The following is a 19,026-nucleotide window of genomic DNA, read 5'->3' as shown; positions in this document are numbered from 1 at the left end:
GGCGTGCTACGAACGGGACATCGACCAGCCCGTCGCGGCGGGCGGCGTGGTGCGCGTCGCGGCCGCCGGCGGCGCCGCGTGCGCGATGGGGTTCGCGTCCGGCAGCGTGACGTTGCGCTCGGTGCCGGCGTCGAACAGATGCAGGGCTGCTTCGTCGAAGCGCAACGCTACCACGGCGCCCTGCGCCGGGGCCATCGGGGCCGGCACGAGGGCCGCGCACGGCTGGCCGTGCCAGTCCAGCGTGACGAGCGCCTCGGCGCCGAGCAGCTCGACGAGCTCGACCGTGCCGGTGAGCGTGAGCGTGCCCGGGGTCGGATCCGGTTCGGTGACGAGCCGCAGGTGGTTCGGGCGGATCGCAACCTTGACCTTCTGGCCGTCGTGCAGCGCGGCGAAGCGCGTCGACGCGAGCGGCCAGCGCGCGCCGTTGCAGTCGAGCAGCACGTTCGCGCCGAGGCGCTCGATCGTGCCCGCCGCGAAGTTCATCGCCGGGGTGCCGACGAAGCCGGCGGTGAACACCGTGTGCGGCTGCCCGTACAGCTCGGCCGGCGTGCCGATCTGCTCGATGTGGCCGCCGCGCATCAGCACGACGCGGTCGGCCAGCGTCATCGCCTCCAGCTGGTCGTGCGTGACGTACAGCGTGGTCGTCTTCAGCCGCTGGTGCAGCCGCTTGATGTCGCCGCGCAACTGCGTGCGCAGCTTCGCGTCGAGGTTCGACAGCGGCTCGTCGAACAGGAACACGGCCGGCGTCTTGATCATCGCGCGCGCGATCGCCGCGCGCTGCTGCTGGCCGCCCGACATCGCGCGCGGGCGGCGGTCGAGCAGTGCGTCGAGGCTCAGGATGCGCGCGACGTCGCGCACACGGCGGTCGATCTCGTCGGCCGGCACCTTCAGGCGCCGCAGGCCGAACGCGATGTTGTCGTACACGGTCATGTGCGGGTACAGCGCGTAGTTCTGGAACACCATCGCGACATTGCGCTCGCGCGACGGCAGGTCGTTGACGACCTCATCGCCGATCACGAGCTCGCCGCCGGTGATCGCCTCGAGGCCCGCGATCATCCGCAGCATCGTCGACTTGCCGCAGCCGGACGGGCCGAGCAGCACGATGAATTCGCCGTCGGCGATCTCGAGGTCGAGCGGATGCAGCACGGCGGGGCCGCCGTCGTAGTGCTTCGACAAAGCCTTGCAGGTGATCTGGGCCATGGCTCAATCCATTTCGATCTGAATCTTGACGTCGCGCGGGTGGCCGCTCGCCGCTTCCTCGAACGCGCGCACGCCTTCGGAAAACGGGAACGTGCGCGAGATGAACGGCTTCACGTCGATCGCGCCGGACGCGATCAGCGCGAGTGCGCGCGGAAAGATGTTCGCGTAGCGGAACACCGATTCGATGCGGCCTTCCTTCGCCTGCAGCGCGACCACGTCGAGCGGCACCGGGGCGACCGGCATGCCGATCAGCACCGCGCAGCCGCCGGGGCACATCAGGTCGACGAGGCCCGCATACGCGTTCGCGCTGCCGCTCGCTTCGAACACGACGTCCGCGCCCCAGCCGTCGGTTGCTTCGGCCACCACGTCGGCGAGCGGCTGCGTGCGCACGTCGACGGTCGTGACGGCGCGGTTGTCGGCGAACAGCGCGAGCTTGTCGGGCACGACGTCGGCGAGGATCACGCGCGCGGCGCCGCCGGCGAGCGCGGCGAGCGCCGTCATCGCGCCGATCGTGCCGGCGCCGATCACGACCGCGAGGTCACCCGGCTTCATCGCCGCCTTCTTCGCGGCCTGCAGGCCGATCGACAGCGGCTCGACGATCGCGCCTTCTGCGAACGACACGTTGTCGGGCAGCCGGTACGTGAACGCGGCCGGATGCACGACGTACGGCGTCAGGCAGCCGTGTATGGGAGGCGTTGCCCAGAAGCGCACGTCGGGATCGAGGTTGTAGAGCCCGCGCAGCGTCGCGGTCGAATCGAGACGCGGCACGCCGGGCTCCATGCACACGCGATCGCCGACGCGCAGGTGCGTGACGCCGGCGCCGGTCTCGACGACGGTGCCGGACGCCTCGTGGCCGAGCACCATCGGCGCGTCGACGCGGAACGGGCCGATCCCGCCGTGAACGTAGTAGTGCACGTCGCTGCCGCAGACGCCGACCGTATGCACCTTGATCCGGACGTCGCCAGGGCCGACTGCCTGCGGCAGGTCGATGTCGCGCAGCGCGAGTTCGCGCGTGCGTTCGAGTACGAGTGCTTTCAACACATCCTCCTTATTTTCCCTTGACCATCGAATTGAGCAGGCGGCTCAGCATGCCGACGAACACGAGCGGCGGCAGCGCGAGCAATACCGTCGACGCGTTGATCACGCCCCACGGCACTTCCTGGCCGAGCGACGTGAACGCGGACGCGACCACCGGCAGCGTCGCGCTGCGCGACGACGTGAGCGCGAGCGCGATCATCAGTTCGTTCCACACCAGCACGAAGCTGAACACGATGCCGCCGAGCAGCGTGCTCGCGCACACCGGCAGCGCGATGTGCCAGAACACCGCGTACGGCCCGTAGCCGTCGAGCGCGGCGGCTTCCTCGATCTCGCGCGGCAGCCGGCGGAACACGGGGATCGACAGCCACGTGATGGTCGACAGCGTGACGAGCAGGTACGTGACGATCATCGACAGCTTCGTGTCGTACAGCCCGAGATCGACCCAGATCGCGATCAGCGGCAGCGCGACCGCGACCGGCGGCAGGAAGCGCAGCGACAGCAGGAAGAACTGGATGTCGCGCTTGCCGCGTATCGGGTAACGCGCGATCGCATACGCGGCCGGCACGCCGAGCACCGCGCCGATCAGCACGGCCGCGCCGACGATCGCGATGCTGTTGCCGAGCCCGATCAGCACCTCGGGGCTCGACAGCACCTGCTCGTAGTTCGCGAGCGTCGGCGTGAAGATGAAGCGCGGCACGGGCGTGACGATGTCGAGCAGGTGCTTGAGCGAATTGAGCACGGCCCAGAACAGCGGGAACGCGGCGACGAGCAGGATCGCGGCGGCGATCACGACGGTCGACAGGTGCGAAACGGTCGCGGCGGGGCCGCGGCGGGCCATCAGTCGTCCCATTTGTTGACCCTCTTCCAGATGAGCGTGAAGACGAGCGTGGTCGCGACCATCATCAGCACGGCCATGCCCGACGCGTAGGACACCTTGCCGGCGAGGCCGATGCCCTGCTGGTACGCGTACAGGTCGAGCGTTTCGGTCGCGATGCCGGGGCCGCCCTTGGTCATCACGTAGATCAGGTCGAACGAGCGCAACGACTCGACCATCTTGATGAACACGAGGCTCACGAGCGGCGCCTTCAGCATCGGCAGCGCGATGTACGCGTGCACCTGCCACGTCGTCGCGTAGTCGAGCCGCGCGGCTTCGAGCGGCTCGGGCGGCAGCGTCTCCAGCAGCTTCAGGATCACGACCGCGAAGAACAGCCCCCATTGCCACACGTCGACCAGTGCGACCGCGTACAGCGCGAGATGCGGATCGGCGAGGAACGCGGTGTTCTCGATCCCGAGCATGCCGAGCAGCCAGCTCAGGATGCCGGTGAGCGGCGCATACATGAACTTCCAGATGAACGCGGCCGATACGCGCGGCAGCAGCACCGGCATGATCAGCACCAGCGATGCAAAACGGCGCCAGCGGCCGTGCACGCGCTCGAACAGGAACACGGCCAGCGCGATCCCGACGAGCACCGCGCCGGCCACCGTGACGACTTCCCACAGCACCGACACCTCGATCGCGTTCAGGAAACGACGGTCGGAGGCGAGCCGGATGAAGTTGCGCAGTCCGACGTATTCGCTGTCCGGATAGCGCAGCACGCGGTTGCGCAGCGCGAGGTTGATCGCGGCGACCGTCGGGACGAGACTCAGGACCGCGAGCAGCGCGAGCGTCGGCGCGAGGAACACCCACGGCAGGCTCGTGCGGTCGCGGCGCGCGCGGCCGCGCCGGGCCGACGTTACGGGAGAGGCCGGACGGACGCCGAGCGCGCGTCCGTCGGCGCCGTCATTTGCGAGCGCCATGTTCGAGCGCGTCCTTCGCGTACTGGTCTGCATCGTCGAGCGTGCCGCGGATATCCGTCTGCGTGCCGGTGAATACCTGCTCGAGCGCGATGCCGAGGTTGTCGCCGATATCCGGCCACTGCGGCGTGCGCCAGATCGTCACCTGCGTGACCGGGTTGGTGTCGTTCAGCCCGGCCTGGATCTGCGGTGCGACGTGCTGCTTGAAGTACGGGCTCGCGATCGTGCTCGACCGGTTGTAGTCGCTGAACACGCCGTTGCGCAGCCGCGCCTGCTCCTGGTCCTTGCTGGTCGCCCACGCAATGAAGCGGCCGGCGGCCATCCGCGTGCAGTCGTCCTTCGCACCGACCGCCGAGATCGCGAAGCCGTGGCCGTAGGCGGCCGACGGCAGCGGCGCGGGCGGGCGCGTGTAGCCGACCTTGCCGGCCACGCTCGACTTGCTCGCATCCTCCATCCAGTCCGCGAACGGCGTCGATTCGATCATGAACGCGACCTTGCCCGAGCGGAACGCTTCGAGCGCGTTGCTCCAGTCGTAGGTCGCCGAGCCCGGCGGCGCGTACTTGAACAGGTCGCTGTAGAGTTGCGTGGCCTTCACCGCGGCCGGCGAGTTGAATGCGGGCTGGCCGCCCTTGTCGGTCCACGCGCCGCCCATGCCGAGCATGAACGGCGACCAGCGCCACACGTTCATCCCCGAGCCGCGCTGGCCGCGTGCGACCCAGCCGTACAGCTTCGGCGGCGCGTTGAGCTTCTTGATCGCGGCGACGAGCTGGTCGAGCGTCTTCGGCACCGGGATGTGCGCGGCGTCGAGCAGGTCGCGGCGGTAGAACAGGAAGTCGCCGCCGCCGATCAGCGGTGCGAAGTACGCGACGCCGTTGTAGCTCGCGACCGCGCGGCGGCCGGGCAGGAAGTCGTCGTAGTCGTATTCCTTCGGGTAGTACTTGAGGAGCGGCACGATCCAGTTGGCCGACGCGAATTCGGCGACGTTCGCCTCGTCGACGTAGTAGATCTGGTACGAGCCTGCGCCGGTCGACGCGTCGAGCCGCGATTTCGCGCGGCGGTCGTTTTCGCCGAAGTAGCTGATCTCGACCTTGGTGCCGCTCTTCTTCTCGTAGTCGGACAGCGACTTCTCCATGACCGACAGGCCGAGACTCTTCTGCGCGAGCACCCGAAGGGTCGGCACCTTGCAGACCTGCGCGGCCGCGACGCCCGGCAGACAGGCGCCGAGCAGCACGCCGGCTGCGACGATTCGCATCTTGTTCACCCGTGTCTCCTTGATTCTGCTTGTTCGAATGCCGTCGATGACGGCAGGAATAATGGTGTGACGGGGGCGATGCGATCACCACATCAAAAGAAAACGCCAACCGATACTTTTTGCTCAGGGTGGGTCGTGCGGTGCACAAAATGTGGTGGTGGGGCATCCGGACGGCGGGAGAGGGCGGGACAGTGCGTTTTATCCGCGTGCTGGCCCGTGCAGCGTGTCGAGCGCGATCCGGTACACCCGCAGCGCGTTGTCATGCCAGATCGCGCGGCGCTCGGCGTCATCGAGTTGGGTCATCGCGCGAGCGAACGTACGCAGCAGCGCCGGATACGACACGCGCAGCCCCGCCACCGGAAAGTTGCTGGCGAACAGGCAGCGCTGCGCGCCGAAGATCGCGATCGCGTCGCGGATGATTCGTGCGTTGTCCGCCTCGTTCCACGCTGCATCGCGCAAGCCGAGTTCGGAGATCTTCACGACCACGCGCGGCGACGCGGCAAGCGCCTCCATGCCGCGCCGCCAATGTGCGAGCCCAGCATCCGAGCGATCCCACGGCAGCCCCGCATGTTCGAGCACGACGTCGACATCCGGTGCATCGGCGAGCATCGAAGCCGCCTCGCCGAGATGCCAGAACGGCACGCGCAGATCCCAGCTCAGGCCATGCGCGGCGAGGCGTTCCAGCGCGGCTAGCCAGCGCGGATCGCGCAGCGTGCCCGGCCCGTCGACGGACGCATCCGGCGCAGCCGCAGTGCGCGGCTTGAAGCGCAGGCCGCGCACGCGCGGCCACGCGGCCTGCTCGGCAAGCCGCTCATCCGCATCATTCGCGAGCAGGTCGACCCACGCGACGACCGCCGACGGCAACCCGTGCGACGCCGCGACCTCGTGCAGCCAGCGCGTTTCCGCCAGCGCCTCGTCGCGCGCCCGTTCGGCCTCGACGTGCACGCTCGCGACGATCGGCACACCCTGCGCCGCGTGCCGGAGATCGTCCACCCCGAAATCGCGGCACAGCGCCGCGTAGTCGCCGAACATGAAGCGCGCCGGATCGTAGCCCTCCTGCAGCCACGGATAGTGCGCGCCGGCATGGAGCCGCCACAGGTGGTGATGCGCATCGACGAGCGCTTCCGGCATGCCGTCGAGCGACGGCGCGTCGCGCATGTCAGCGTGCCCCGGCGAGCACGTACGACGCATCGGGCTCGCGCAGCGTCGCCAACGCACCGACGAAACGCCACGTATCGAGATCGAGCTCGCGCACGTAGTCGTCCTGGAACGACACGTATGCGACGCGCCGTGACGGATGGAACGACAGCGCGGTCGGGTTCGCGGGCAGTGCGATGCGTTCGATCTCCTCGAGCTGCCGCGCATCGAACACGGAGATCGACCGCTCGCCCGAGTTGGTCAGCAGCAGCAGGTCGCGGCCGTCGGGTGCGCTCGTGCGGTAGATGCGGTTCGGATCGCTGCGCGTCTTCACGCGGCGCCCGCAAGTCATCGTTTCGGTATCGATCTCGACCAGCGTGTCGTCGCCGCGATTCGCGACGAACAGCGTGCGTTCGTCGCTCGACAGCGCGTTGCCTTCGGGGCGCGGGCCGGGCATCACCGCGCGCGGCGCGACCGTCGCGTCGCGCGGATGGAATTGCGTGACCGTATTCGACAGCAGGTGCACGCCGTACGCACGGGTTGCATCGCGCGTGAGCGTGACGAGGTGCGTCTTCACGCCGCCGGACGGCACGGCCATGTTCGGCACGGGCTGCTTGGTCGGCTCGTCGAACACGAGCAGCATGTCGTGCGCCTCGCTCATCGCGTACAGCCTGCCGTCGCGGTCGCTCGCCATCCCGTGCGGCCGGTAGTACGGCCACAGGTCGAGCATGCGCGTGTGCGTGCGTTCGACGAGATCGATCTCGGCGATCCGGTGATCGCCTTCATGGCCGCGCGACCACGCGGTCTCGATCCCGAAGATGCCGACGTACGCGAAGCGCTCGTTCACGTCGACGGTGAACTCGTGCGGGAAGTTCGGCAGCACGATGTGCTTGAGCGCGGTTTTCGTGTCGAGGTCGTAGAAGCTGAAAGTGTGGGCGCATTTCTGCACCAGCAACAGGATGTCGTTCATGGGGGTGTCTCCGTCAATGCGTCAGCAAGCCTGCGTATTCGTGTATCCGGTGTCAGTCCTCGCAGCGTTTCGGCAGCGTCAGCGCGAGCAGGCCGGCCACCGCGAGCGTGATCGCGAGGCTGTACACGCCGGCCGCCGCGCTCACGTGCTGGGTCAGCACGCCGACCGCATACGGGCCGCAGAAGCCGCCGAGATTGCCGAGCGCATTGATCAGGCCGCGCGCGCTGCCGGCCGTCTCGACGCTGCAGAGCTTCGGCGGAATCGCCCAGAACACGCCGGCGGCCGCCTGCAGGAAGAAGCCGCAGCCGATCAGGAACGCGAACGATACGGCCATCGACGCATGCGTGAGCACCGACAGCGCGAGGCACGCGGCGAAGCCGACGAGCGGCAGCAGCACGAACAGTCGGCGCTTGCCGGTTCGGTCAGACAAATACGACGTGACGAACATGCCGATCACCATCGCGACATACGGGAGCATCGCGAGCAGGCCGATCTTGCCCATTCCGGTGTGCGTGAGGTTTTTCAGCAGGGTGGGCAGCCACATCGTATAGCCGTAGATGCCGACCTGATAGCAGAAGTTGATCGCGATCAACAGCCAGATCGTCGGGTTGCGCAGCAGCTCGCCGAACGATGCGGCCGCCGGCGTGCCGGCCGCGCGCTTGCGCTCCTGTTCTTCGCGCAGCGCGTCGAGGATGTAGGCCTTCTCGCGCGGCGACACCCAGCGCGCGGTCTCCGGGCCGTCGTCGGCGAACATCAGCCACACGACGAGGCACAGCAGCGACAGCGCGCCCGCACTGAAGAACAGGTGATGCCAGTCGTACGCGGCGAGGATGAAGCCTGACAGCGGCGCGGTGATCATGCCGGCGAGCGGCACGAACATGATGACCATCGCATTCGCGCGGCCGCGTTCGCGGTCGGGAAACCAGTGGCTGACCATCGTCAGCACGACGGGCAGCATCCCGCCTTCGGCCACGCCGAGCAGGAAGCGCAGCGTCAGCAGTTGCCAGGTGTGCGTGACGAGCCCGGTCAGCACCGACAGCACGGCCCAGCTCACGAGCGACCACGCGATGAAGGTCTTGCCGCTGCCGAGCGCGGCGCGCCGGCCGCCGGGAATCTGCAGGAACAGGTAGCCGAAGAAGAAGATGCCGCCGGCGAGGCCGGCCATCGTCGCGTCCATGCCGAGATCGGCGTTCATCCCGCCGGGCATCGCGAACGCGATGTTCACGCGGTCCATGTACGAAATGATGCAGGCGAGCAGCAGCGGCGGAATCACGCGCAGCCAGCGGCGGTGCGGAATGGCTTCGCCGGCTTCGTAGGCCGGGGTGGCCGGGTTCAACAGGGTCATGGTGTCTCCAGTCTTGGTGGTGGGCGGCGGCGGTCTTCTGATGGACCGCTGTCACGCCGTGACGCGCCGATGTCTTACCGGCCGCCGATGCGCAACGCCCTGCGGCGTTGCACGGGTGAACCGATGTCGGGTGCCTCGCGCCTAGCGCCCCCAGCGCAGCACGAGCGGATCGAGCCGCCGCGCCGCGTCGAGCAAGCCGGCGCGCACCGGGGGAGGCAGCTCGGGCCACGGCGCGCGCGGTGTGTCGCACGCGATCACGCCGCCTTCGCGCATCAGCGCCTTCGCGGTCAGGAAGCCCGACTGGCGGTTCTCGTAGTTGATCAACGGCAGCCAGCGCGCATACTGCTCGACGGCTTCGTCGCGACGACCGGCGAAATACGCGTCGGTGATCCGGCGGATCCCGTCCGGATAGCCGCCGCCCGTCATCGCGCCGGTCGCGCCGGCATCGAGATCGGCGAGCAGCGTGATGCCTTCCTCGCCGTCCCACGGCCCCTCGATCGCATCGCCGCCGAGCGCGATCAGCTCGCGCAGCTTCGACGCGGCGCCGGCCGTCTCGATCTTGAAGTACGACACCGCGTCGATCTCGCGGGCGAGCGACGCGAGGAACGGTGCGGACAGCGCGACGCCACTTGCGGGCGCGTCCTGGATCATCAGCGGAATGTCGAGACCGTCGGCGGCTTCGCGGAAGAACGCGCGCACCTGTGCCTCCGGCACGCGGAACGTCGCGCCGTGATACGGCGGCATCGCCATCACCATCGCTGCGCCGAGCGCCTGCGCGCGCCGGTTGCGTGCCGCGCAGATGCGCGCGCTGAAGTGCGACGTCGTGACGATCACCGGCACGCGGCCCGCGACGTGTTCGAGCGTGACGCGCGTGATCAGGTCGCGTTCGTCGTCGCCAAGCGCGAACTGCTCGGAGTAGTTCGCGTGGATGCAGAGGCCCTGCGAGCCGGCATCGATCATGAATTCGAGGCAGCGGCGCTGGCCGTCGAGATCGAGCGCGCCGGTTGCGTCGAAGATCGTCGGCACAACCGGAAAGACGCCCTGGTAGCGTGCGTTCATGGCGGCCCTCACTCGACGATGTCGAACTGGTCGAGGAATTCGGTCTTCAGCGTGAGGCCGAGACCCGGCACGTCGTCGCGCAGTTGCACGAAGCCGTTCTCGGCCACCGGCTCGCCGTCGAAGATGTAATAGAACAGCTCGTTGCCGACTTCCACGTCGAACATCGGGAAGTACTCGCTCATCGGCGACGCGAGCGTGCTCATGGTCAGGTGATAGTTGTGCATCTGGCCCGCATGCGGAATCACCGGCACGCTGTACGCCTCGCACAGCGCGTTGATCTTGTGCGCCATCGTGATCCCGCCGACGCGGTTCGTGTCGTACTGGACGACCGACACGGCCTTGCGATCCAGCAGCTGCTTGAAGCCGTACAGCGAGAATTCGTGCTCGCCGCCGGAGATCGGGATGCGCGTGAGCTGGTTCAGCTCCGCGTAGCCGTCGATGTCGTCGGCGATCACCGGTTCTTCCAGCCAGCGCGGCTGGTATTTCTCGAGCTTCGGCAGGATGCGCTTCGCGTATTCGAGGTTCCAGCCCATGTAGCACTCGAGCATCAGGTCGTTGTCGTAGCCGATCACCTCGCGGATCGCCGCGACCGACTTCAGGTTCTCCACCACGCCCTGCTGTCCGTGCGCGGGCCCGTAGCCGAAGCGCATCTTGAACGCGCGGAAGCCTTCCTTCAGGTAGCGCTGCGCCTCGTCCTGCATCTCCTTCAGGTCGGTACGGTAGAGCTTCGAGTAGTAGCAGGGAATCTTTTCCTTGGTGCGGCCGCCGAGCAGCTTGAATACGGGCTTGCCGACGCTCTTGCCGAGGATGTCCCAGATCGCGATGTCGACCGCCGAGATCGCCGCCATGCCGATGCCCTTGCGGCCCCACGCGTGAGTCGCGCGATACATCCGCTGGTTCAGGTATTCGTAGTCCCACGGGTCCTGGCCGATCACGAGCGGCGCGAGGTACTGGTCGATGATCACCTTCGCGACATGCGGCGCGAGCGCGACGTTGCCGAGGCCGACGATGCCGTCGTCGGTCTCGACTTCGACGACCGTCCACGAATGGAAGCGGAACGTGCTCATCGTTTCCTGCGGCGCGTACAGCAGGTCCATCGCGTTCGAGCAGAAGTTGCCCTGGGGCGGGACGGTCTTGCCTTTCCACTGGAATACGCGGGCGCGGACGGAACGGATCTTCATCGGGTGTCTCCGGGGTTCTGTGTGATGTTGTCGTGTTGAGAAGCGGGCGGCCGACGGGGCCGTCGGGTCAGGCGGAAACGGGCTGCGTACGGCGCGCGGCGCCCATCCGGCACGCGATCTGCAGCGCCTGCCAGGTGGCGCCGACGTCGGCCGAGCCGCGGCCCGCGATGTCGTACGCGGTGCCGTGCGCGGGCGTCGTGATCGGCACGGGCAGCCCGCCCTGCACGGTCACGCCGCGCGAGAAGCCGAGCAGCTTGATCGCGATCTGCCCCTGGTCGTGGTACATCGTGACGATTGCCTGGTAGTCGCCGGCCTGCGCCTTCAGGAAGATCGTGTCGGCGGGGAACGGGCCGTGGAACGGCGCATCGGTCGGCCAGTCGCGCGACTGCAGCCGGCGCACGGCCGGCTCGATGATGTCGACTTCCTCGCGGCCGCAGCTGCCGCCGTCGCCGCCGTGCGGGTTGAACGCGGCGATCGCCACCTTCGGCGCGGCGACACCGTTCGCGAGCAGCGACCGGTAGATCAGTTCGGATGCCTGTTCGATCCGCTCGATGCTCAGGTAACCCGGCGCATCCTTCAGCGGAATGTGCGACGAGATGCGCGCGGTCCACAGTTCGCCGAGCGTGTTGAATTCGCAGAAGTAGCCGGTCACGCCGAGCGCCTCGGCGAAGTGGTGCAGCTCGTCCTCGTGCTTCAGCCCGCCGAGCTTCATCGCGTACTTGTTCAGCGGTGCGAAGCAGATCGCGTCGATGTCGCCCGCCAGTGCGGCGTCGAGGCACAGGTCGAGCACGGTCAGCGTCGAGCGGCCGCCGGCCGCGCCGGGCTGCCCGACCGTGACGTCGGCCGGGTCGATCGTGTCGAGGGCGACGAACGCGGGACGTTCGGTCGACGGCCGGCCGCGCGCGGCGGCGAGCGACGCGACGGGTTCGACGTCGACCGTCACGCCCGCGACGCGCTGGCCGGCCTCCCACAGCCAGCGATCGCCGATCAGCACGAGGTTCGCGCGGGAAGTTGCGTCGGGGCGGGCGAGCAGTTTCGCGATCAGCTCGGCGCCGATGCCGGCGGGGTCGCCGAGCGTCAGCGCGACGACGGGCAGGGCGGCGGGCGAGGGGGTGTTCATGGGGTGTCTCCGGTGGCGGCGCGTGGCCGTTTGTCTATCGGGTTCATGCTAGGTAGACGGAATGAGTCGGTAAATTGAAAACTCTTGATGAATCGATAACCTGGAGTAATCAAAGATGGGCTCGATCGACCGACGAGACTCGACGCCGCAGTTGCTGAACCGGCTGCGCATGCGGCAGATCGCGCTGCTGCTGGCCGTGCACGAATGCTCGACGCTGCGCGCGGCAGCCGACCAGATGGGCCTCACGCAGCCGGCCGCGACGAAGATGCTGGCCGAGCTGGAGAGCGCGCTCGGGCAGCGGCTGTTCGATCGCGTCGGGCGCGGGCTCGTGCTGAATCCGGCCGGCGAGCGCGTGCTCGGCTATTTCCGCGGGATCCGCGGCAGTGTCGAGGCGCTGAACCGCGAGCTCGGCGAGTTGCAGCTCGGCAGCGCGGGGCGGTTGGCGATCGGCAGCATCATGGCGGCGTCGCCGGGGCGGCTTACCGAGGCGCTGGTGCAGTTGAAGGCGCGTTATCCGCTGCTGGCGATCGACATCGCGGTGGATACGAGCGACCGGCTGATGCCGCAGCTTCTTGACGGCGTGCTGGAAGTGGTGATCGGGCGTCACGTCGGGACCGATTGCGACTTCCGCGTGGTGGACGACGAGGCGCTCGCGATCATCGCGGGCCGTGACCATCCACTCGCGGGCGCGGGGCCGGTCGAATTCGACGCGCTGCTCGATTACACGTGGATCCTGCAGCCGGCCGGCAGCCCGGCGCGCGAGGTCGTCGAGCGCGAGTTCAACGCGCGGCACCAGCCGATGCCGCGCGGGCTGGTCGAAACCGGGTCGATCCTGACCACGATGAACCTCGTCGACCGTTCGCCGATGCTCGGCGTGATTCCGCTGACGGTGGCGCAGCGCAACGCGGAGCACGGGCTCGTCGCGATCATCGATTACACGCTCGAACAGAAGCTGCCGTCGTACGGCAGCCTCGTGCGGCGCGACCGGCCGCTGAGCATCCCCGCGCAGCAGTTTCTTGCGCTGTTTCACCGAGAAGGAGCCGGGGATGATGACGGCGCTCGATGACGCGGTTTGTCAGCCGAGGCGGCCGAGCCAGCCGCGCCGGCCGCGCTGGCCGAACCAGCCACGGTGGCCGAATCTGCCGAGCAAGCCGAATCGGCCAAGCCGGCCAAATCAGCCAAAACAGCCAAAACAGCCGAGCAGACCGAACCAGCCGAACCAGCCGAACCAGCAGGAGCAGCAGGAGCAGCAGGAGCAGCAGGAGCAGCAGGAACGCCCGAGCGAGCCGGAACAGCCGGAACAGGCAAGCCAACCGAGCCAACCGAGCAAGCCGAGCAAGCCGAGCAAGCCGAGCAAGCCGAGCAAGCCGAGCAAGCCGAGCAAGCCGAGTCGGTCACGCACCACCATCGCGGACCGCATCGAAGCGCAATCGTGCCGCCTGCGAGACGGATAAAGTCAGGCGAACCCGTGGCGAACGGCCTCAGCGCGCCGACGGCGCCGCAGGCGCGTCAACGAGCGCCGCCATCGATTCCGACAGCGTGCGATCCGGCCGAATCCGCAGTGCGGCGACGATGCCGATCAGCAGCATCGCGACCGAGCCGATGAACGGCACGGTCCAGCTCCCCGTGCGATCGACGAGATAGCCGAACAGGATCGGTGACAGGATCCCCGAGATCGCGGAGCCGGCGTTCATCATCCCGCTGGCGATGCCGGCGTGGGTCGGCGCGATGTCGCTCGGCACGGCCCAGATCGGCCCGATCGTCAGTTCGAGGCACAGGAACGAGCCCGACAGGCACAGCGCGACGCCGGCCGTCGAATGCACGACCGCGAGCGGCAGCAGGCACGCGAGCGCACCGACGAAGCTCGTGACGATCACGCTCTGCCGCGACAGCGCGAGGTTGCCGGTTTTCCGGTAGATGCGGTCGCACAGCCAGCCGCCGAGCGTGTCGCCCACCACGCCCGCGAAGAACACGCCGGACGCGAACAGCGCGGTCGACTTCAGGTTCAGGCCCTGGCCGTTCAGGAAGAACGTCGGCAGCCACGTGAAGAACAGCCACGCGGTCCAGCCGTAGCAGAAGTAGACGAAGATGGTCGGCGCCATCCGGCGGAACAGCGGCCCCCACGGCGTCGGGCCGGCAGGCGGCGCGGGGCGGGCAGCGCGCGTACGGCCGCGGCCGGCTTCGTCACCGAGCGGATGTTCGCGGAAGCCGACGATCCACCATGCGAGCCACGCCAGCGTGACCGCGCCGATCACGAAGAACGCCGCGCGCCACGACAGCCAGGTCATCAACGCGGCGACGATCGGCGGCGTGACCGCGTTGCCGAGCCGCGAGAACGAATGCGTGAAGCCCTGCACGACGCCGCGCCGCTCGCGCGGGAACCAGTGGGTGATCGCGCGGGCCTGGGCGGGCAGCGTCGCGCCTTCGCCGATGCCGAGCAGCAGGCGCGCGGCGAACAGCAGCCCGAGGCTGTGCACGAAGCCGGTGGCGAAGGTCGACACGACCCAGATCAGCCCGCAGCCGATCAGCGTGATGCGGGCGCCGAACCGGTCGGCGATCCAGCCGCCGCCGATCTGGCAGATTGCGTACGAATACGCGAACGCGGAGAATGCGACGCCAAGTTCGGTGTTCGACAGGCCGAGCTCGGCCTTGATCGCGCCGGCCGCGGTCGCGAGGTTGACGCGGTCGACGTAGAGGATGAACGAAAGCGCGCACAGCAGCCACAGCGTGTGGCGCCGTTGACGGTGGTCGTTAGGCATGTGTCTCACTCCATTCTCGTGCGCGGCGTGGCAATGACGCCGCGTTCACTGGCCGGGCCAGCATCGCGCGGCGGCGGAGACACTGTCCAATGAATCTTTGGGATCAATCGATAACCCCAGGTGTTCATTCCCGTTTCAGCGGCATCAGCGGCATCATCAGCATCGGTCGTACCCGACGCAATGGAACACCACAGGTGAAGAATTGACCGACGACGAAGAACTTTCACTCCGCCGCGAGAGCCGCTTCTGGGAGCTGCCGCCGGTGAAATGGTGGATCCGCGGGCATGGCCGCGACGGCTATTCGTTCCGTCTGCTGCTGTGGCCGCCGGTGATCGTGTTCGTGCTCGAATTCGTCTGCGTGCTGTTCGACGCGTTGTACACCGGCATCGGCATCAGCGCCGTCGCGACGCTGTTCCTCGGCTTTGCCGGGTACCACGGCGCGCAGCGCGAGTGGCTGGTGCCCGCCGCGACCACGCGCGCGCTCGTCAAGGCACGCATGAAGAAGGCGTCCGAGCGATTCTCGTCGCTCGGCGTGGGCGCGACCGTGCTCGCGATCTTCGTCGCGGCGACCTCGCTGTCGCTCGTGATGTCGGGTCAGCCGGTGCTGGACACTGCGTCGAAGGACGCGGTGTCGATCTTCATCGCGCTGGTGTTCCTGCCGGTGTACGTGTCCGGCGCGGTGCGCAAGCTGGCGATCGCGCGGATCGAGGAACTGGAGGCGCTGCGCAACGCGACCGTCGGCACCCGCCTGAAATTCGACCGCGCCGGCGCGGTGCGCGCGGTCGCCGTGCAGGGCGCGGCAGGGAAAGGAACAGTGTCCGTGCGGGAGTACACGGTGCTCGGGTTCAACCCGCCGCTCGAACAGGTCGGGCGCGAACCGGGCGCGTGACGGTTGAAGGCGAGTGGCGTCTTGATGCAGAAGCAAGAGAAAGCCGCCTACTCTATTGCATTTAAAGCGATTTCCCGAAGTCGCTTTAGACGCGTGCACATAAACCTGGACCTACATTCATGTCCCGGCGCTTCGTGGACGATCATGGATAACAATGGGGATGCCTGATACCACGGGGAAGCGTGATCCGTGGATACCCAAGGGCGGCAGGTCATCAGCCGCGAACTTGGACACGAAAGGACGTAGATTACGGCGGCGTATGTGGGGCGGTGCCGGGGCCGTGAAAAGCAATACGAGTGAAGCTGCCTGCCCACTAAGCTTCGGCGATCACTTTAGTGATAAAGAAACAGGAGCGGAGTTCCAAGGCATGCTTTTACTTCCTCAATAGGTACGCACTGCGGCCCCATCTGCTCTAAATATTTACTCGTCAATCGAGCAAAGCAAGATGCGTTGGTCATGGCTTGTTTGTATATTTTTGAGTTCTTGGTTTTCGATAGATTCAACTCATCCACCAATCCAAATCCCATTTGAAATGACGGCTCCAAATCTCTACTTACATCCATCGCGAACTGATATTTGTCCCAGCACGCCTTATACCCAGGCGGCGCATGTGGAGAGTCGCTATGGAGTGACAGTGTAGTTCTTAGTATTATGTCGCCGACTATAAAAAAATACTCCGGTCTTGGAATGTACTCTATAGCATCCTGATAGCCAAGAGAGTAGGCGTGTTCGTAACGACCTTCGAGGAAGTATTTCCTTCCCCTCTCCTCTGCCTTGGTCGCTTGTTCATTATTGGCCGTCAAATTGATTTTCCTCTTGTAGTTTTTTACTGTATTTCGAAAATCCCTCCAATCAATAACAACGTCCCCATTTAAATCTGCCTCGAAAGCATGGACGTGGAAGGGCGCTGAGGAAAGTAAAAGTGAGCAAGCAAAGTGCACTATTCTTTTGATCATTACCGATTCCTTTCGGGTTTTCCTTTGACAATCAGTGTACCCACTCCGTTGCCGTCCGCGCTACGGTGACTAACGAGTATTTCGTGAATTGAAGACCAACTACTTAAACTCAAGACAGTCGCGCAACCTTCAGACACATTACCCACGTGAACATATCGACTATTGTTGCCATACGAAATTGGGAACCACACTTGATGGTGGGATAACCTTGAGTATTCTGCCTTGTACTGATTGGTGTAGTCCTTTTTGTGAGGAAAGTCAGGCAACAAAATTGAGTATGTCCCTGGAGGAATGGGATGGAATTCGCCGTTCCAGCTGGTGTTCATTGCGACTTCAAAATGAATGCTGCCGAGAACTCCGCGCGCTAATTGCTGTTGCAGCTGCTGATTTCGAGACTTTGAGAACCATCCTGGGTCAAAGTGTCCATAGGTAGCAACCAACTCGACAGGCTGCTGCTTGGGAGCTATTTTCCCAAGATACTCATTCGCGTTGTCATCAGACAAGAATGATATTTTTCCTTTCGATTCTCCCTCAAGCACTTTGAAGTAAGTCCGGCCGCTCTTGCTTCCGATGAGCATAACTTTGCAATACTTGAAAAGTGATTGCCACCGAGAACGTGGAAGGCCATCGCTCCCGACAAGTAACCAACCGCTGTCGGAATCAACTTTGTTGATATATCGAATTACGTCGGCGCTGATTCTTCTGGCACTTTGCGGAGCAGTATTTGTGGAGGCGTCGTCTCTCCAGGCTGGATTTGCCATCGTTAGTCCTCGCTATGGCTGGTGAGTACGTGATCCATATCGGGTTCGATAGAAAGTCCTAATGCCTCCGTAGAAATCACGCGGTCAGTGCGTCCGTTGATATCGGTGATCCCGCGAATAACCTCACCATCTGCTGTAGTGATTTTATATGGCGTATCCGGAATTGGATTGCCGTCCAGATCGTGCAAGATGAATTGTTCGTCGTAGCCCGAACCGCTTGCAAAGGCGGTGTGGGCAATTACGAGGCTGGCAGGAGCAGCGCGCGCAATGAGCTTCGCACCGCAGGTTGTTAAGTGGTCTTCTGTAGCCACTGGTAGTTCATTATCGGTGAAGCTTGCCACCCCTTGGGCGACCTCGAAAATATGGGGTGAACATTTTGGGCATGTAACAATGTCACCAACTCGCACTATGGGGATGTCATTCCAAGTATGGAAAGGACTTCCGGAGATGACGACTCCTCCATGGGTCGTAAGATCTCCAACTACGATTTGAGATTTTCCGTTTATGTTTGTGCGCATGTTCATCGAGAAGCCTCCAATTCTTAATAAAAATCTCCGCCGCAGACGCGCGCTCGACTTCTGAGTGAAAGTCGTTTTTGGCGGATATTGCGGATATAGGCTGTCATATTTGATGAGCGCTTGAATATGGGATGCGTATGAAAAAATATCGGATACGCCTGTTTTTAGTACGAAGATTGTTTTTTGTTCGTTAATTTATGGATATTGCTTTCGACATGAGTACGCCGACGTTCGATTGCATCCGAACGTCAGTTTTCCTCATTGGCCCACGTTGAGTTGAACCAAGGGCGGGTGTGAGCGCTCCGAGTCGACACCACGACCGTGCAGCGGCGAGTCCCCGACCTGGCGTTCCAGTTAGCCGGCTTGCTCAAGATGCATGAGCACGGCAGCGTTACGCAGGGGGCGCGCATGAAGCGCTGATGGGTTGGACGGTGCCGGCCGTAGGCGGACCTTCACTGCGGCCGCTGATGCTGAGCGGCAAACGGATCGTGAACTGACGGCGCACGTCGGACCGGTGGACGACTTGGAGGCACTGCTTGATTTCATCGGCGGGCAATGCACGTTCACGCGAGACGGCCTTGTAGAAGTGGCGCATCGGTAATGCCATCACCGGGTTGGCCGAGATCAGCCTGCATGTCACTGCGTAGTCGGGTATGCGTTTGAGCAGACCATGCACCTTGGCGCGCTGTTTCTTCTGAGCGGGCGAGTCGCCAGCTGTTGCCATTTGCGATGTGCCATCGCGCATGAGCCTAGTGTGCTTGAGGGTAAGCGCTGGGGACTTGCCCCGCGTGAGCTCTTAGTATTTGCCGGTCAGTCTGTAGCGGTAGAGCTAGACCATGCCGCCTGTTGGAGATACCTCCAGACACAGGCTGCGATCATCGCTGACGGTATCGGTCTTGTCCCTGGGCGAGTGCCTTCAGGGCGGTGTCGGCGAGTGCTCCCTTCTTCCTTCGTATGTCCAAGTAGAGAATGGCTCAGGCCACAATCGTTACTAGGACATAAAACCCGACGGCCTTCGGTGCGCTTCAGTAGAGCTTGATGGGAAGA

Annotated in this window: 19 protein-coding genes; 3 read left to right on the top strand and 16 right to left on the bottom strand. The window is 65.2% G+C overall.

Translation table 11 applies throughout. From position 1 onward, the window contains the following. Positions 1–6: 6 nt before the first annotated feature. From ugpC to C5O79_RS34305, 11 genes are all read right to left on the bottom strand, one after another. Positions 7–1,200 carry a sn-glycerol-3-phosphate ABC transporter ATP-binding protein UgpC gene (ugpC, locus tag C5O79_RS34355; RefSeq protein WP_122474628.1) on the bottom strand — a complete coding sequence of 398 codons (1,194 nt, stop codon included), beginning with the start codon at positions 1,198–1,200 and terminating at the stop codon, positions 7–9. A gap of 3 nt (positions 1,201–1,203) precedes the next feature. Then, the gene (locus C5O79_RS34350; protein ID WP_122474629.1) at positions 1,204–2,238 is read right to left on the bottom strand and encodes an NAD(P)-dependent alcohol dehydrogenase; all 1,035 of its coding nucleotides are present in this window, start codon (positions 2,236–2,238) and stop codon (positions 1,204–1,206) included. 10 nt (positions 2,239–2,248) lie between these two features. Next, positions 2,249–3,076, bottom strand: coding sequence for a carbohydrate ABC transporter permease (locus C5O79_RS34345; RefSeq protein WP_162489652.1), 828 nt, complete (start codon positions 3,074–3,076; stop codon positions 2,249–2,251). Next, entirely contained in the window at positions 3,076–4,035 is a 960-nt protein-coding gene (locus C5O79_RS34340; protein WP_226235373.1) for a sugar ABC transporter permease, read from the bottom strand. Before C5O79_RS34340 ends, C5O79_RS34345 begins: the two co-directional genes overlap by 1 nt. Continuing rightward, the gene (locus C5O79_RS34335) at positions 4,019–5,293 is read right to left on the bottom strand and encodes a sugar ABC transporter substrate-binding protein (RefSeq protein ID WP_047852042.1); all 1,275 of its coding nucleotides are present in this window, start codon (positions 5,291–5,293) and stop codon (positions 4,019–4,021) included. Before C5O79_RS34335 ends, C5O79_RS34340 begins: the two co-directional genes overlap by 17 nt. Before the next feature lie 189 nt (positions 5,294–5,482). Then, positions 5,483–6,442, bottom strand: coding sequence for an amidohydrolase family protein (locus tag C5O79_RS34330; protein ID WP_122474630.1), 960 nt, complete (start codon positions 6,440–6,442; stop codon positions 5,483–5,485). A 1-nt stretch (position 6,443) separates the two neighbouring features. Then, the gene (locus tag C5O79_RS34325) at positions 6,444–7,391 is read right to left on the bottom strand and encodes a hypothetical protein (RefSeq protein WP_047852040.1); all 948 of its coding nucleotides are present in this window, start codon (positions 7,389–7,391) and stop codon (positions 6,444–6,446) included. Positions 7,392–7,443: 52 nt separating this feature from the next. Then, positions 7,444–8,736 carry an MFS transporter gene (locus C5O79_RS34320; RefSeq protein ID WP_122474631.1) on the bottom strand — a complete coding sequence of 431 codons (1,293 nt, stop codon included), beginning with the start codon at positions 8,734–8,736 and terminating at the stop codon, positions 7,444–7,446. 141 nt (positions 8,737–8,877) lie between these two features. Next, entirely contained in the window at positions 8,878–9,795 is a 918-nt protein-coding gene (locus C5O79_RS34315) for a dihydrodipicolinate synthase family protein (protein ID WP_122474632.1), read from the bottom strand. Between the two features lie 8 nt (positions 9,796–9,803). Beyond that, a complete protein-coding gene (locus tag C5O79_RS34310; RefSeq protein WP_071333443.1) occupies positions 9,804–10,976 on the bottom strand; it encodes an L-rhamnonate dehydratase in 1,173 nt (390 codons plus the stop codon). A 67-nt stretch (positions 10,977–11,043) separates the two neighbouring features. Beyond that, the gene (locus C5O79_RS34305) at positions 11,044–12,096 is read right to left on the bottom strand and encodes a 4-hydroxythreonine-4-phosphate dehydrogenase PdxA (protein ID WP_122474633.1); all 1,053 of its coding nucleotides are present in this window, start codon (positions 12,094–12,096) and stop codon (positions 11,044–11,046) included. Positions 12,097–12,211: 115 nt separating this feature from the next. Between C5O79_RS34305 and C5O79_RS34300 the strand changes: the two genes are divergently transcribed. Then, complete coding sequence (locus C5O79_RS34300) at positions 12,212–13,162, top strand: LysR family transcriptional regulator (protein ID WP_122474634.1); 951 nt, start codon at positions 12,212–12,214, stop codon at positions 13,160–13,162. Then, on the top strand, positions 13,143–13,550 hold the full coding sequence (locus C5O79_RS38310; RefSeq protein WP_165935658.1) for a hypothetical protein: 408 nt from the start codon (positions 13,143–13,145) through the stop codon (positions 13,548–13,550). Before C5O79_RS34300 ends, C5O79_RS38310 begins: the two co-directional genes overlap by 20 nt. A 27-nt stretch (positions 13,551–13,577) precedes the next feature. Here C5O79_RS38310 and C5O79_RS34290 read toward each other — a convergent pair whose 3' ends face one another. Beyond that, positions 13,578–14,855 carry an MFS transporter gene (locus C5O79_RS34290; protein ID WP_122474636.1) on the bottom strand — a complete coding sequence of 426 codons (1,278 nt, stop codon included), beginning with the start codon at positions 14,853–14,855 and terminating at the stop codon, positions 13,578–13,580. Positions 14,856–15,057: 202 nt separating this feature from the next. Here C5O79_RS34290 and C5O79_RS34285 point away from each other — a divergent pair, with 202 nt between their 5' ends. After that, on the top strand, positions 15,058–15,744 hold the full coding sequence (locus C5O79_RS34285; protein ID WP_122474637.1) for a hypothetical protein: 687 nt from the start codon (positions 15,058–15,060) through the stop codon (positions 15,742–15,744). A gap of 332 nt (positions 15,745–16,076) precedes the next feature. Here C5O79_RS34285 and C5O79_RS34280 read toward each other — a convergent pair whose 3' ends face one another. From C5O79_RS34280 to C5O79_RS34265, 4 genes are all read right to left on the bottom strand, one after another. Beyond that, positions 16,077–16,700 (bottom strand): hypothetical protein, encoded by a 624-nt coding sequence (locus C5O79_RS34280; RefSeq protein ID WP_131932152.1) that lies wholly within the window; start codon positions 16,698–16,700, stop codon positions 16,077–16,079. After that, positions 16,700–17,461, bottom strand: a complete 762-nt coding sequence (locus C5O79_RS34275) for a hypothetical protein (protein WP_131932150.1) — start codon at positions 17,459–17,461, stop codon at positions 16,700–16,702. The genes C5O79_RS34280 and C5O79_RS34275 overlap by 1 nt, the downstream gene beginning before the upstream one ends. Before the next feature lie 2 nt (positions 17,462–17,463). Further along, positions 17,464–17,985, bottom strand: coding sequence for a PAAR domain-containing protein (locus C5O79_RS34270; RefSeq protein WP_122474638.1), 522 nt, complete (start codon positions 17,983–17,985; stop codon positions 17,464–17,466). Positions 17,986–18,370: 385 nt separating this feature from the next. Then, positions 18,371–18,724 carry a hypothetical protein gene (locus C5O79_RS34265; protein WP_163009000.1) on the bottom strand — a complete coding sequence of 118 codons (354 nt, stop codon included), beginning with the start codon at positions 18,722–18,724 and terminating at the stop codon, positions 18,371–18,373. Between the last annotated feature and the right edge of the window lie 302 nt (positions 18,725–19,026).

Source organism: Burkholderia sp. SRS-25 (genome assembly GCF_004343765.1).
GTDB lineage: Bacteria > Pseudomonadota > Gammaproteobacteria > Burkholderiales > Burkholderiaceae > Burkholderia > Burkholderia contaminans.
Note: the sequence above shows the minus strand (reverse complement) of the source record. Positions and strands in the feature narration are given on the sequence as shown.

Bases quoted from the DNA above. Each gene is read 5' to 3' on its own strand.
- ugpC (WP_122474628.1), bottom strand. From the start codon at position 1,200: ATGGCCCAGATCACCTGCAAGGCTTTGTCGAAGCACTACGACGGCGGC.
- C5O79_RS34345 (WP_162489652.1), bottom strand. From the start codon at position 3,076: ATGGCCCGCCGCGGCCCCGCCGCGACCGTTTCGCACCTGTCGACCGTC.
- C5O79_RS34340 (WP_226235373.1), bottom strand. From the start codon at position 4,035: ATGGCGCTCGCAAATGACGGCGCCGACGGACGCGCGCTCGGCGTCCGT.
- C5O79_RS34330 (WP_122474630.1), bottom strand. From the start codon at position 6,442: ATGCGCGACGCGCCGTCGCTCGACGGCATGCCGGAAGCGCTCGTCGAT.
- C5O79_RS34325 (WP_047852040.1), bottom strand. From the start codon at position 7,391: ATGAACGACATCCTGTTGCTGGTGCAGAAATGCGCCCACACTTTCAGC.
- C5O79_RS34320 (WP_122474631.1), bottom strand. From the start codon at position 8,736: ATGACCCTGTTGAACCCGGCCACCCCGGCCTACGAAGCCGGCGAAGCC.
- C5O79_RS34315 (WP_122474632.1), bottom strand. From the start codon at position 9,795: ATGAACGCACGCTACCAGGGCGTCTTTCCGGTTGTGCCGACGATCTTC.
- C5O79_RS34310 (WP_071333443.1), bottom strand. From the start codon at position 10,976: ATGAAGATCCGTTCCGTCCGCGCCCGCGTATTCCAGTGGAAAGGCAAG.
- C5O79_RS34305 (WP_122474633.1), bottom strand. From the start codon at position 12,096: ATGAACACCCCCTCGCCCGCCGCCCTGCCCGTCGTCGCGCTGACGCTC.
- C5O79_RS34300 (WP_122474634.1), top strand. From the start codon at position 12,212: ATGGGCTCGATCGACCGACGAGACTCGACGCCGCAGTTGCTGAACCGG.
- C5O79_RS38310 (WP_165935658.1), top strand. From the start codon at position 13,143: ATGATGACGGCGCTCGATGACGCGGTTTGTCAGCCGAGGCGGCCGAGC.
- C5O79_RS34290 (WP_122474636.1), bottom strand. From the start codon at position 14,855: ATGCCTAACGACCACCGTCAACGGCGCCACACGCTGTGGCTGCTGTGC.
- C5O79_RS34280 (WP_131932152.1), bottom strand. From the start codon at position 16,700: ATGATCAAAAGAATAGTGCACTTTGCTTGCTCACTTTTACTTTCCTCA.
- C5O79_RS34275 (WP_131932150.1), bottom strand. From the start codon at position 17,461: ATGGCAAATCCAGCCTGGAGAGACGACGCCTCCACAAATACTGCTCCG.
- C5O79_RS34270 (WP_122474638.1), bottom strand. From the start codon at position 17,985: ATGAACATGCGCACAAACATAAACGGAAAATCTCAAATCGTAGTTGGA.
- C5O79_RS34265 (WP_163009000.1), bottom strand. From the start codon at position 18,724: ATGCGCGATGGCACATCGCAAATGGCAACAGCTGGCGACTCGCCCGCT.